General features: G+C 71.8%; 11 protein-coding genes. 7 read left to right on the top strand and 4 right to left on the bottom strand.

The features are described from left to right. The first annotated feature begins 218 nt into the window (after positions 1–218). The 3 genes from ACH34T_RS24030 to ACH34T_RS24040 all read left to right on the top strand — a co-directional run bounded on the left by ACH34T_RS24030 (position 219) and on the right by ACH34T_RS24040 (position 3,273). Positions 219–1,664, top strand: a complete 1,446-nt coding sequence (locus tag ACH34T_RS24030) for a serine/threonine-protein kinase (RefSeq protein WP_396023150.1) — start codon at positions 219–221, stop codon at positions 1,662–1,664. A gap of 81 nt (positions 1,665–1,745) precedes the next feature. Beyond that, complete coding sequence (gene mshB, locus ACH34T_RS24035) at positions 1,746–2,699, top strand: N-acetyl-1-D-myo-inositol-2-amino-2-deoxy-alpha-D-glucopyranoside deacetylase (RefSeq protein ID WP_396023151.1); 954 nt, start codon at positions 1,746–1,748, stop codon at positions 2,697–2,699. Positions 2,700–2,721: 22 nt separating this feature from the next. Continuing rightward, on the top strand, positions 2,722–3,273 hold the full coding sequence (locus tag ACH34T_RS24040; RefSeq protein ID WP_396023152.1) for a DUF6113 family protein: 552 nt from the start codon (positions 2,722–2,724) through the stop codon (positions 3,271–3,273). A 19-nt stretch (positions 3,274–3,292) separates the two neighbouring features. Here the strand turns inward: ACH34T_RS24040 and ACH34T_RS24045 are convergent, their stop codons facing one another. The 4 genes from ACH34T_RS24045 to rocD form a co-directional block, all read right to left on the bottom strand. Further along, positions 3,293–4,906 (bottom strand): DHA2 family efflux MFS transporter permease subunit, encoded by a 1,614-nt coding sequence (locus ACH34T_RS24045; protein WP_396023153.1) that lies wholly within the window; start codon positions 4,904–4,906, stop codon positions 3,293–3,295. Further along, positions 4,903–5,577, bottom strand: a complete 675-nt coding sequence (locus tag ACH34T_RS24050) for a PadR family transcriptional regulator (protein ID WP_396023154.1) — start codon at positions 5,575–5,577, stop codon at positions 4,903–4,905. The genes ACH34T_RS24045 and ACH34T_RS24050 overlap by 4 nt, the downstream gene beginning before the upstream one ends. Before the next feature lie 188 nt (positions 5,578–5,765). Then, complete coding sequence (locus ACH34T_RS24055; RefSeq protein ID WP_396023155.1) at positions 5,766–6,797, bottom strand: LCP family protein; 1,032 nt, start codon at positions 6,795–6,797, stop codon at positions 5,766–5,768. 142 nt (positions 6,798–6,939) lie between these two features. Next, the gene (gene rocD / locus ACH34T_RS24060) at positions 6,940–8,157 is read right to left on the bottom strand and encodes an ornithine--oxo-acid transaminase (RefSeq protein ID WP_396023156.1); all 1,218 of its coding nucleotides are present in this window, start codon (positions 8,155–8,157) and stop codon (positions 6,940–6,942) included. Between the two features lie 178 nt (positions 8,158–8,335). Between rocD and ACH34T_RS24065 the strand changes: the two genes are divergently transcribed. The 4 genes from ACH34T_RS24065 to ACH34T_RS24080 all read left to right on the top strand — a co-directional run bounded on the left by ACH34T_RS24065 (position 8,336) and on the right by ACH34T_RS24080 (position 13,147). Beyond that, positions 8,336–8,791 carry an Lrp/AsnC family transcriptional regulator gene (locus ACH34T_RS24065; protein WP_396023157.1) on the top strand — a complete coding sequence of 152 codons (456 nt, stop codon included), beginning with the start codon at positions 8,336–8,338 and terminating at the stop codon, positions 8,789–8,791. A gap of 77 nt (positions 8,792–8,868) precedes the next feature. Continuing rightward, complete coding sequence (gene rraA / locus ACH34T_RS24070) at positions 8,869–9,351, top strand: ribonuclease E activity regulator RraA (RefSeq protein WP_396023158.1); 483 nt, start codon at positions 8,869–8,871, stop codon at positions 9,349–9,351. A gap of 197 nt (positions 9,352–9,548) precedes the next feature. Next, positions 9,549–11,615, top strand: coding sequence for a M6 family metalloprotease domain-containing protein (locus ACH34T_RS24075; RefSeq protein ID WP_396023159.1), 2,067 nt, complete (start codon positions 9,549–9,551; stop codon positions 11,613–11,615). Between the two features lie 191 nt (positions 11,616–11,806). Continuing rightward, positions 11,807–13,147, top strand: coding sequence for a hypothetical protein (locus tag ACH34T_RS24080; protein ID WP_396023160.1), 1,341 nt, complete (start codon positions 11,807–11,809; stop codon positions 13,145–13,147). The last annotated feature ends 13 nt before the right edge of the window (positions 13,148–13,160 follow it).

A 13,160-nucleotide genomic window follows, 5' to 3' on the forward strand; every position in this document is an offset into this window, starting at 1 on the left:
CACCCGAGTCTGCCAGCCGGAGATCGCCCCGCCGTAGGGCGGCGGTGGGGAAGCGGGGCGGGGAGAGCGCGGGAAGTCGGGCGCGCGGCGGCCCGCTGCCCCTATGATCACGGGTCGTCGCCTGGTGAGCCGGGAATGTCACGTCCCCGGCGCCCTGGCCTCGCGTAAGCTCAAAGCTTCCCCAAGCACATTTGTCGTCGCGCTCTGAGGAGTGGTCAATGCCGGAGCTGCAGCCGGGAGATCCCCGGCGGCTTGGCTCGTACGAGATCGTCGAACGGCTCGGCGAGGGCGGCCAGGGAGTCGTCTACGCCGGTGTCGACGCCTCCGGGAACAAGGCCGCCATCAAGCTGCTGCGCGCCGATCTCGCCGTCGACGCGATGGCGCGCAACCGGTTCGTCCGGGAGGCGCAGGCCGCCAAGCAGGTGGCGCGGTTCTGCACCGCGCAGGTCCTGGAGGCCGACGTCGCGGGCGACCAGCCGTACATCGCCAGCGAGTACGTGCCGGGGCCCTCGCTGTTCAAGCAGGTCACCGATGGCGGCCCGATCTCCGGGGCGACGCTGGAGCGGCTCGCGATCGGCACCGCGACGGCGCTGGTCGCGATCCACCAGGCCGGGATCGTGCACCGCGACTTCAAACCGCACAACGTGATCATGGCGCCGGACGGCCCGCGCGTGATCGACTTCGGCATCGCGCGGGCCTTCGACACCGACCAGACCAACGCGACCAAGGCGATCGGCACGCCGTCCTACATGGCGCCTGAGCAGGTCGCGGGCGCCACCCTCACCGAGGCCGTGGACGTGTGGGCCTGGGCCACGACGATCGTGTTCGCCGCGACCGGGCGTCCGCCGTTCGGCGACGACACCGTCGTCGCGGTGATCAACCGGGTGATGCACGAGCCGCCCTCGCTGGACGGCCTGCCCGCCGACCTGCACCGGATGATCGCGGCGTGCCTGGTCAAGGAGCCGGAGCGGCGGCCGACCGCGCAGCAGCTGATGATGGCGCTGATCGGCAGCGGCCCCGGCGGCGACGGCCGGACCCGCATGGACGACCCCGCCCAGGCCAACACGATGCTCGCGGAGGGCTCCACGCTCGCGGCGGGCGGCATCGCCGGCGCCGGGATGGCGGCGGCGGGCCGGACGCAGCCGCCTGGCGGGGCGACCCGCCGCGTGTCCCCGGCCGACTACACCGGGAACATGCCGCCCGCCCGCTCCCCGTACGGGGCGGGCCCGCCGCCAGGACGCGGCCGGACCGGCTACGACGACTGGGAGCCGGAGCGCAAGTCCAAGTGGCCGATGGTCGCGGCCATCGCCGCCATCGCCGTCCTGGCGGTGGTCGTGGGGGTGTACTTCGCGACCCGCGGGGACAACTCGCCGTCCACGCCCGTCTCGCCGTCGGTCAGCGACTCCGAGTCCCCCACGGACACGCCTACCACCGACGACGAGGACGAGCCGACGCCGACCCGCACCAAGACGCGCGAGAACACGCCCCCGCCGGACACCGAGCCCCCGCCGACCACCCCGACGGACGACGGCACGCCGCCGACCACCCCGACCGACAACGGCACGCCGACGCCCGGGCCGACGAACACGACCCCGACCGGCGGTGGCGGTGGCGGTGGCGGTGGTGGCGGTGGTGGCGGCGGCGAGCCGCCTCCCGCCCCCTGAGCCGCTGGTCCGGGACGGTGCAACCCGCCCGGGCAGGGCGGTCATCCAACGCGCTCCGGGCTCTGAGTAGGCTCGTTTCCTATGAAGGAGCCGCGGATCCTGTTCGTCCACGCCCATCCGGACGACGAGTCCATCGGGACCGGGGCGACCATGGCCAAGTACGCCGCCGAGGGCGCCCACGTCTGTCTCGTCACGTGCACGCTGGGCGAGGAGGGCGAGGTCATCCCCGAGGAGCTGCGCCACCTGGCGTCCGACAAGGAGGACCGCCTCGGCGAGTACCGGATCGGTGAGCTCGCGGCGGCGTGCGCGGCGCTCGGCGTCCGCGACCACCGCTACCTCGGCGGGCCCGGCCGCTGGCGCGACTCCGGGATGATGGGCGCGCCCACGAACGACGACCCGCGCTGCTTCTGGCGCGCCGACGTCGACACCGCGGCGCGGGACCTCGTCACCGTCATCCGGGACGTCCGGCCGCAGGTGATCGTCACCTACGACGAGCGCGGCAACTACGGGCATCCCGACCACATCCAGGCGCACCGCGTGGCGTGGCGGGCGTTCGAGCTGGCCGCCGACCCCGGCTACGACGACGGCGCCGAGCCGTGGCGGGCCGCGAAGTTCTACGCCTACGCCACGCCGCGGACCGTCCTCGCCCGCGCGATCGCCGTGATGCGGGAGGCGAAGCTGCCGTTCGCGCGCGTCGCCGGGCTGGACGAGCTCGGCTCCGGCGTCCCCGACGGGCAGGTCACCACCGTCGTGGACGCCCGCGTCCACCTGCCCGCCAAGCTCGCCGCCCTGCGCGCCCACCGCACCCAGATCGTCGTGGCGCCCGAGCAGGTCGGGCCGTTCTTCGCGCTGTCGAACAACCTGGGCCAGCAGGCGTTCGGCACCGAGTACTACATCCTCCAGGCGGGCGAGCCGGGCCCGGTCGGCCCCGGGCGCCGCGAGCGCGACCTGTTCGCCGGACCGTCCTCCAGCCCCCACCCACCACCATTCAAAGGACGAGCTCCGCTCGACGGTCCGGCTGGCCCGCGCGGCTGAACCGCTCGATACCCTGAAGTCCGTGGACGAAGACGACGACGAGACCCGGGTGAGCCTCGCCAAGCAGGGCCTTCCCGCGCACGGCGGGCCGCCCGGCCAGCCCGCGCCGGACGCGCCGGGCGCGGCGGCCGTGCCGGGGCGCCGGGACGGCGAGGCGCCGGTCGACGCGATGGTGGCCGGCGCCGCCTACACGGTCCTCGGGCTGCTCGGCGCCGTGTTCGGGCTGGTCGGCTCGTTCGTCCAGGACTGGACCGTGGACCGCGTCCCGGTCGCGTCGATCGTCCTCGCCCTGCTGCTGTTCGCGATGGTGCGGCTGGCGGGCTGGGGGATGGGCGGCCGGACGGGCCCCGTCATCATCGCGCTCGCCTGGCTGATCGTCGTGTTCGTCATGTCGAACGAGGGCCCGGGCGGCGACCTCGTCATGCCGTCGGAGCTGAGCGGCAAGACCAACTACGCCGGGTACGTCTACATCATCGGCGGCCTGGCCGCGGCCGCCCTCGCGGTCATGCGCGTCCGTCCCGCCGGGCCGTCGGGGCAGTGGCTCCTCGGCAGGGCGGGCCGCACCCACCGGTGACGGCCCGCCGCTCCGCGCCTCAGGTGGTGACGCGCACCGGTTCCGTCTCGACGCCCTTGGGCGTGCCGGACCCGTGTCCCCGCAGGGCCAGGCAGGCCACGGCGCTGAGGAACATGACCCCGATCGGGAGGAACATCGCCGGCTTCATGGCGTGCACGAACCCGTGCGAGAACACCTGCGCGGCCAGCTCGTGGAGGCGTTGCGCCACGTCCGCCGGGACGCCGGGCGGGAGCTGCTCGCTCGCGCCGGTCTGGCCGGCGCCGACCTCCAGGCCGCCCTTGGCGGCGTCCGCGAAGCCCTGCACGAAGCCCGGCCGGACGTCGGCCGGCAGGGCGGACGAGCGGGTGGCCGCCTCGTCCCGCAGCGACGACGCGAGCTGGTTCTGCAGGAGTGCGCCGACTGCTGCGGCGCCGAGCACGGAGCCTACCTGCCGGATCGTGTTGTTGACCCCGGACGCGGCGCCCGCGAGCCGCGCCGGGACGTGCCGGGTCGCCTCGGTGGCCATCGGCGCGAACACGCAGCCGATGCCGATGCCGGCGACGACGAGCGGGGCGATGAAGGACGTCCAGTCGGTCCCGACGTCGGCGATGGCGGCGACCCAGCCCATCCCGGCGGCGTAGAGGGTCAGCCCGGCCATCAGGATGTACTTGCCGCCGATGCGGTCGGACAACCGTCCCGCGACGGGCGCGAGGAACATCGACATGAGCGAGGACGGCGCCAGCACCAGCCCCGCCTTGAGGGCGCTGAACCCCAGCACCGACTGCATGTAGATCGTCAGCGGCAGGATCATGCCGATCATGCCGATCGAGACGGCCGCGCCGACGAGGTTCAGGATCGTGAAGTTGCGGTCCTTGAACAGCGAGAACGGGACGAGCGGCTCGGCGTCCTGCCGGGTGCGCTGGTGCGCGACGAACACCAGGAACAGCGCGACGCCGGCGGCGATCAGCCCCCAGATGACGGCGTTCCACTCGTACTTCTGGCCCTCGGTGAGCGCGAACGTCACGCAGAACAGGGCGGCGGAGGCCAGCAGCACGCCGGTCACGTCGAACCGGTGCCGGACGCCCGGCGTGTGGCCAGGCAGGATCGGCACCGCCATGGCCAGCACGAGCACGCCGATCGGCAGGTTCACGAAGAAGATCCACCGCCAGTCGAGGTTGGTGACCAGCAGCCCGCCGAGCGTCGGCCCGGCGATGGTGGACACCCCGGCCACCGCGCCCCAGATGCCGAGGGCGGTGCCGCGCCGCTCCGCCGGGAACACCCCGATGATGATCGACATGGTCTGCGGCATCAGCAGCGCGGCGCCGAGGCCCTGGACGGCGCGGGCGGCGATGAGCTGCGTCGGGTCCTGCGCGATCCCGCACGCGAGGCTGGACAGCGTGAACACCGTGACACCGGCGATGAACAGGTTCTTCTTGCCCCACAGGTCGCCGAGCCGGCCGGCGGTGATCAGCAGTACGGCGAGCACGAGGACATAGGCGTTGACGACCCAGAGGGCCTGGTCCAGCGAGGCGTCCAACTTGTCGATCATGCTGGGGATCGCGATGTTCACGATCGTCAGGTCGAGCAGCGTCATGAAGAAGCCGAGCGAGAGCGTCAGCAGGATCGCCCAGGGATTTCCGCGCCATCTGCTCATGAGGTCCCCCTGTCGTGTGGCGTGTCGCGTGTGTCGTAGCCGGGGCCGAGCCCGTGCTCGCCGTTGAGCTCGTGCTCGCCCGGCGGGTGGCAGGTGGTCACTCCGTCGGCGTCCTTCCAGGTGAGACGGCCGGATTCGAGGTCGTCGGCCAGGCTCAGGGTGAAGTCGAGCTCGGCGCGCACCCGGGTGATCAGCCACTCCTGGTCGATCAGCTTGTAACGCTCCAACCCGCGTTTCAGCAACGCGTCGTTGGCCGTCTGATGCGCGGCGAGCTGCGCCTCCAAGATGACGGCGCGGTACCGCAGCTGCCGTGCGACCTCGTCCTCGGGCAGCAGGTTGACGAACGCGAGCGCGGTGCCGAACAGCGGGAACTCCTCGGTCGGACGCGCGAGCAGCTCGGCGAGCCTGATGTGCGCGGCGTCGCGTCCGGCGGTGGTCACCGCGTACACGGTGCGCTCTGGGCGGCGGCCGTCGCGGCTCGTCTCCAGCGGCTCGATCAGCCCGGCACCGGCCAGCCGCTCGACGGAGTGGTACAGCGCGCCGTGCGTGATCTTGACGGCATGGTCGTAGGCGTGGTCGCGGATGCGCTGCTGCATCTCGTACGGGTGCATGGGCCCGTCGCACAGCATGCGCAGGACGGTCAGCGCGAGCGGTGTGAGGGGTCGCGACATGGTAACGGCCTTCGTGTCTAGGTCGATTAGTCCACGTAGACTAATCCACCTAGACGGCTTCCGCCACATCATTTTATTTATGGACATGTCGCCCGCTCAGGCGGGGGGCCGGACCGCCCTGGTCGCCGCCGGACGCCGCCGGACGCTGCTCAGCGGACGGCGCCCGGGCGCTGCTCAGCGGGCGCTGCTCAGCGGACGGCGTCGACCGAGTTGGCCGCGCCGTTGCGGCTCACGTACTCGCCGACCCGATCGTCCCGGACGGCCGTGAACAGGGCCCTCACACCAGCATCGTTCAGGAGTACGACACTTTGCCCGTCCCGTGCGTCCATCCCCGCGACCGGCGCCGTCAGGTACTCCACCTGCGACGACCGCAGCAGCCGGTGCCCCAGCCCGCGCAGTGTGCCGGACGTCACGGAATCGTCCACGGTCACCGACCGCGTCGCCGCCCGGATGAACCGGTCGATCTTGATCGGGTTGCGGGTGTCGAGCGCCTTGTCCGCCAGCGCGTGCAGGAACGCCTGCTGCCGCTTGATCCGGTCGAGGTCGCCGTCCGGGAGGTTCCAGCGCTGCCGGACGAAGTCCAGCGCCTCGACGCCGTCCAGATGCTGGTGGCCCGCCTGCCACGTGCGGTCGTGCTTCGGATCGTGGGTCCGCTTGGTGATGGTGACGTCCACGCCGCCGAGCGCGTCGGTCATCTGCACGAAGCCGCCGAAGTCGAGCGAGGCGTAGTGGTCGACGCGGACGCCGGTGAGCTGCTCCACCGTCCTGATCAGCAGCGGCGGCCCGCCGTGGGCGAACGCGGCGTTGATCTTCGTCGTGCCGTGCCCGGGGACGGGCACCCAGCCGTCCCGCGGGATCGCGATCACCGACACGCGGTCGCCGCGTCCGGACAGGTGCACCAGCATGATCGCGTCGGCCCGCGCGCCCATCGACGGGATGTCCGCCCGCCGGTCGGACCCCATCAGCAGCCAGTTCTCGCCGTGCCCGCCGGCGGGCCGCCCGCCCCGCGTCGGCATCGCCCCGGCGATGCGCCGCACGTCCCCGTCGTACACCCGCTGCAGCAGGAAGAGACCGCCCCCGGCCAGCAGCACGACGCCCAACGCCGCCGCGCCGCACCCGATGATCACCCGGCGGCTGCCTTTGATCCGCGCCACGCGCCCCTTGATCCGCGCCACCCGCCCCCTGATCCGCGCCATGCGCCCACCCCTGATCCGCAGCATGCGCCCACCCTGCCCGCGGGGGCGGGGGCCGCCGCCCCGCCGGGCGGGCTGGAGACGACTCTTTGACGAGATTCGGGTTTGCGGTGAACAAGGGGAAGGGCGCCGCCCGTCGTCCACCGGCGGCGCCCCACTGCTCTCCGCGTCACCCCTTGAGGGCCAGTTCCAGCTGGTCGAGGGCCCAGTCGAGGTCTTCGCGCTCGATGGTCAGGGGCGGGGCGAGGCGGAGGGTGGTCTCGTGGGTCTCCTTGACGAGGACGCCGAGGTCCATGAGGCGCTCACTGACCGGGCGGGCCTTCCCGTGGAGCTCGACGCCCGCCCACAGGCCGCGGCCGCGGATCTCGCGGGCGACGTCGCCCGGCAGCTTCGCGAGCCGTTCGTGCAGGTGCGCGCCGAGTGTCCTGGAGCGTTCCTGGTACTCACCGGTCTTGAGCATCGCGACGACCTCGCGGCCGATGGCGCAGGCGAGCGGGTTGCCGCCGAACGTGGAGCCGTGCTGGCCCGGCCTGAACACGCCGAGGACGTCGGCGTCCGCGACGACCGCGGAGACCGGGATGATCCCGCCGCCGAGGGCCTTGCCGAGGATGTAGACGTCGGGCACGACGCCCTCGTGCTCGCAGGCGAAGGTGGCGCCGGTGCGGCCGAGGCCGGACTGGATCTCGTCCGCGATCATCAGGGTGCCGTTGGCGGTGCACAGCTCGCGCACCGCGCGCAGGAACCCGCTCGGCGGGACGTTCACGCCCGCCTCGCCCTGGATGGGCTCGATCAGCACGCCGACGGTCGAGTCGTCCATCGCGGCCTTCAGCGCCTCGACGTCCCCGTACGGGACGGTGCGGAAGCCCGGCGTGTACGGGCCGTAGGAGTCCTTGGCGTCGGCGTCGGTCGAGAAGCTGACGATCGTGGTGGTGCGGCCGTGGAAGTTGCCCTCGAACGTGACGATGTTCGCCTGCCCGGCCGGGACGCCCTTGACCTCGTACCCCCATTTGCGGGCGGTCTTCAGGGCGGTCTCGACGCCTTCGGCGCCGCTGTTCATCGGCAGCACCATGTCCTTGCCGCACAGCTCGGCGAGCTCGGTGACGAACGGCCCGAAGTTGTCGTGGTCGAACGCGCGGCTGACCAGCGTGACGCGGTCCATCTGCCGCTTGGCGGCGGCGGTGAGGCGCGGGTTCCGGTGCCCGAAGTTGACCGCCGAGTAGGCGGCGAGCATGTCGAGGTAGCGGCGCCCTTCGACGTCGGTGAGCCACACGCCCTCGGCCTCCGCGACCACGATGGGGAGCGGATGGTAGTTGTGCGCGCTGTGCTCATCGGACATCGCGCGCAGCTCTTCGGTGGAGACCGCGCGCGGCTTCTCGATCGGCGTCACGACGCTCCTTCGCGGCTCGGCCCGGCCGGCAGGGCCGGGCATGGCGGGGACACCGGACGGCCGTCCGGTGTCCGCGGGGAGGGCCGGGCGGGTCAGGTGGCCGCCGGTCCACTATCCAGCGTATGTTCGGGATCGACCGTCGACCAATGACGGAAACAGACTTTGGGGGTGTTATTTGTTGCGTCTTGACGAGCTTGACCGTCGAATCGTTGCACAGCTCCTGGAGGACGGCCGCGCCTCGTACGCGCAGATCGGGGACAGGGTCGGGCTGTCGGCCCCGGCGGTGAAACGGCGCGTCGACCGGCTCCGCGCGGACGGCGTCATCAACGGCTTCGCGGCCGTCATCGACCCGGCCGCGCTCGGCTGGACGACCGAGGCGTTCATCGAGATCTTCTGCACGGGCGCGACGTCCCCCGAGGAGATCTACTCAAGCGTCCGGGGGCATCCGGAGGTCGTCGCGGCGTACACGATCAGCGGTGACGCCAGCGCCCTGGTGCACGTGCGCGCCCGCGACATCCAGCACCTGGAGCAGGCCCTCGAACGCCTCCGCCGCGAGGACAACATCACGGCGACGAAGACGGCGATCGTCCTGTCGCGGCTGCTCGGCCGTCCCATCGACGCCCCGTCGCACTGAGCGCGCCGCCCCGTCGCACTGAGCGCGCCGCCCCCCTCGCGCTGAGCGGCCGGGTCACCTCTCCGTAGAGTGCTGGGATGGAGTTCGCGACCGCTGATCTCATCGACGACTTCGGGGACGAGTTGCGCAGCTGCGCGACGCAGTTCCGGCAGTACGGGGCGCGCACGTCGTTCGCCGGACGGGTGGCGACCGTGCGCTGCGACCGCGACAACGGGCTGGTGAAGCGGCTGCTCAACACGCCCGCCGAGGGCCGGGCGCTGGTCGTGGACGGCGCCGGGTCGCTGGCGTCCGCGCTGATGGGCGACATGATCGCGGCCGCGGCGGTGGCGAACGGCTGGGCCGGGGTGGTGATCAACGGCGCGGTCCGGGACGTGGCGGCGCTGCGCGGGCTGGATCTGGGCGCGAAGGCGCTCGGCTCCAATCCGCGCAAGAGCGCCAAGGACGGCGCCGGTGAGGTGGACGTGCCGGTGGTGTTCGGCGGCGTGGAGTTCCGTCCGGGCGACTGGCTCTACAGCGACGAGGACGGCATCGTCCTGGCCGAACGCGATCTCCTGGCCTGACGCGATCTCCTGGGCGAACGCGATCTCCTGGCCTGACCTGGCTCATACCGGACAGATCACGCGCTGGACGGTCTGACCTGGGCGCATCGTCCGACATGCCAGGCCAAACAGGGCGAGATCGGCTAAGTCGGCCGTAGCCGGGCGTATGCCCCATTCTTTACTTTCTCCCCGCAACACCCACCTGAGGCAGGGGAGACATGCGCGCCAAGAACATGCTGTTGGTGCCCGCGGCGGCGATAGGGCTGGTCGTGGGACTCGCGGCCCTACCGGCCGCCGCGCAGCCGAGTCCGCCCATCCCGAAACCGACCGCCAACCCGTGGCAGATGCGGCACTGGCCGCAGACGCAGCCGTGGCAGCGCGCCCAGCCGTCCCCGCAGAGCTTCGGGCGCGGCGTCCCGCGTCCCGTCGACCCGCAGAACTACGAGCTGCCCGACACGATGACCTGGGACGACTACAAGAAGATCCCGGGCACCAACTGGTCCGACCCGGCCAAGAAGGGGTCGCTCAAGAACTTCAACGGCGCCGTCGTGCTGGTCGACTACTCCAACCAGCCGTTCGCGGTGACGCAGCCGAAGAACTCCACGATCTTCGGCAACCCGGTGGCGGTGGGCGACGTCCCGCGCGCCAAGGTCGCCAAGTTCTACGAGGACTTCCTCAACAAGCCGCAGGAGCTCAACCACGGCCACACCCTCCACGAATACTGGATGGAGGACTCCGGCGGCCGGTACGGGGTGAGCCTCACCGGGTTCGGCGCCTACAAGATGCCCGCCAAGGACCACGAGTACGGCGTGGACGGCATGCAGGGCGGCACGGGCTGCCCCGCCGGCGACACCTGCAACCGCGACCTGCGCAAGGACGCGCGCGCCGCGTGGATCGCGGACGTCGGCGAGGAGACCGCGAAGAAGTTCGACTTCGTGTTCTTCCTCAGCGCCGGGCAGGACGAGTCGTCCACCTGGCAGGAGTTCGGCGAGATGAAGTTCGGCACGAAGGAGAACGTGCCCGCCGAATGGGGTCCCGGCGACCCGAAACTGACGAACTGGGTGCGGACCAGGTACGTCCCCTGGACGTCCTGGCAGGCCGGCTCCACCATCTGGCCGAACGCCGTCTTCGGTGAGTCGTCCACGCAGGCGGAGAGCTCCGGCATGTCGGTCTTCGCCCACGAGTTCAGCCACATCCTGGGCATCGCCGACAACTACAACAACCCGTACGGCGTCCCGCCGCGCCGCGCCTACAGCGGGATCTGGGACATGCTGAGCCGCGGCACGTTCAACGGGCCCGGCGGCCCGCACAGCCGGTGGACGATCCCCGCGACGGGCGGCGGCTCCATGGGTGCCCAGCACATGCTGCGCAACAAGCTGAAGCTCAGCATGGTCGACGCGGGCAAGGTGCTCCAGCTCGACCGGGGCGCGCTCGCCACGTCCGGGACGGTCGTCGCGCGCGTGACCGCCCGGTCCGTCGAGCCGGCCAAGAACGAGCTGGCGGGCATCAACCTGAAGCTCGGCGCGGGCGGTGACAAGAGCCCGAAGTGCGACGAGAAGACCGACCCGCTGTGCGACGGCGGCGGTTACAACAACTACACCATCGAGGTCGTCGACCGGATGGGCACCGACTCCTTCACCCCGGACTCCGGCGTCCTGCTGGCGAAGACCAAGGACGCGGACAACGCGCCGTTCATCTGGGTGAAGGACGCCAACCCGCAGGACATCGACAAGGTCGACTTCGTCCTGCCGGACGGTACGCCCAAGAAGATGACGATCGGCGACTACCGGCAGCTCTCCGACGCCCTGTTCCACGCGGGGACGGACTCCGGCAGCGAGTACGAGTACGTCGACCAGGCGAACCGGCTGCACTTCTACGTCCTCGACCTGAAGCGGGACAAGGACGGCGTCCTGTCCTACACGGTCGCGATCCGGTCGCTGGACGGCGCCGGACCGCAGCAGCGCGGCGTCGAGCTCGGCAACGGCAAGGCCGAGCCGACCGGCGGCGGCTGGATGAAGTGCAAGCTGACGCTCCGTAACACGGGCTCGGGCGGCACCGGTCACTACGGATCCGACGTGTTCCGGCTCAAGGCCGGCGTCTCCGCCCGCGGCTGGACGACCTGGCTGCCGAACGAGCTCGCCACCGCCGAGGCCAAGGGCAGCACCGAGGTCGAAGTGTGGGCCAAGGCCGACCGGAACGCGCGACGCCGGGCGAGCCTGCGGCTGACGGGCACCTCCGAAAGCGACCCGACGAAGTCGGCCAGCGGCATGTGCAACATGCGCTGATCGGCTCACTCGTGGACGGGACGGTCTCCGGGCCGTCCCGTCCGCCATTTCCGCGCGCCGTCGCGCCGCGTGACGTCCGGGGCGGGCCGGTGGTAAACCGGCGGGACGTAATGGTCAACGAAAACTATGTTGCATTTTCCGAGGTCATCTCTTCACCAACGGTGAGGACCGGCCGGGATACGTTGCGGAATGTGATCATCTTGCAGCGTACAGCGACCGGGGTTCGCCCGCGGGACCTCATGGCCGCCGCGGCGGCCGTCCCGTTGGCCGCGCTCGCGGCGAGCATCGTCCACGCGCCGCCCGCACGGGCGTCGTCCGCACAAGCATCGTCAGCCCAGGTGTCGCCCGGGCAAGCGTCGTCCGGGCAGGAGGCCACAGCGCAGGCGGCCATCGGGCGTTCGGCCGCCACGCGCCCTGCGGGCCCCGCGGGCCTCGCGGCTCCCGCGGCCCCGAATCCTCGTGACTTCGACCTGCGCCGGGGCTCCGACCGCGGCGCGCCGATCCGCGCGCTCGACGCCCGGCTGGAACGCAGCAGCGTCGGCGCGCTGCTCGACTCGTCCGGCCAGCGGAGGTTCGGCCGCGGCTGCGGCAGGCCGGCCGCCGTGCCCGCCCGCTCCCTCGTGTACTGCTTCGACAGGGAGGACAGCACGACCGGGAAGTGGGTCCCGCAGGGCGTCACGAGCGTGTCGGACGCGGTGGAGGGCGAACGGTGGTCCGGCGGCGGCCGCCCGATGCTGGTGTCCTGGCACGACAGCGGCCGCGTCCGCCTGACCTTCGTCAACCCGGACAGGCGCACGTACCGGCACGTCCTGCTCGTCTACCCGACGATGAAGGGCGGACGGCCGACCTACACCGACATCGGCATCCACGCCGGCGGCATCGCCTGGTACGGCAACACGCTGTACGTGGCCGACACGCGCCACGGCGTGCGCGAGTTCGACATGCGGCGGATCTTCGACCTGGGCAAGAGCAAGGCCGGGTCCACCGGGCACGCGGGCTGGGTCGGCCTGCACGGCAAGAAGTACTACGGCCACGGCCACCGCTACGTGCTGCCGCAGACGGGCAGCCACCACTTCACCGGCGGCCCGACCGGCGGGAAGTGCCGGGGCTCGGGCCCGCTGCGCATGTCGTGGATCGCGGTCGACCGGACCACGTGGCCCCACGTCCTCATCGCCGGCGAGTACTGCAGGCCGAAGGCGCCGCAGGGACGCGTGGCGACGTGGCCGCTGGGGGCGCTGTCCGGGTCCGGTGTCGTCCACGCGAACTGGGCCGCCGCCCTGCCGGGCGACAAGATCCAGGGCGGCGTCAGGACGCACCACCGCTGGTGGTTCACCCAGGGCCGGGGCGAGAAGCGCGGGCGCCTCCTCATGACGTCCCGCGACTGGTCGGACTGGGGGCGCGTCACCCGCCGCACCATCTCGCACGGCCCCGAGGACCTGTCCTGCTACCGCGGCCAGCACCGCATCTGGACGATCGCCGAACACGCCCACAAACGCGCCCTCTGGGGCTTCCCGGCCGACGCCTGCAGCTGACGCCTGCGGCTGA

It is taken from the genome of Actinomadura sp. 9N215 (assembly GCF_044326345.1).
Taxonomy (GTDB): Bacteria; Actinomycetota; Actinomycetes; order Streptosporangiales; family Streptosporangiaceae; genus Spirillospora.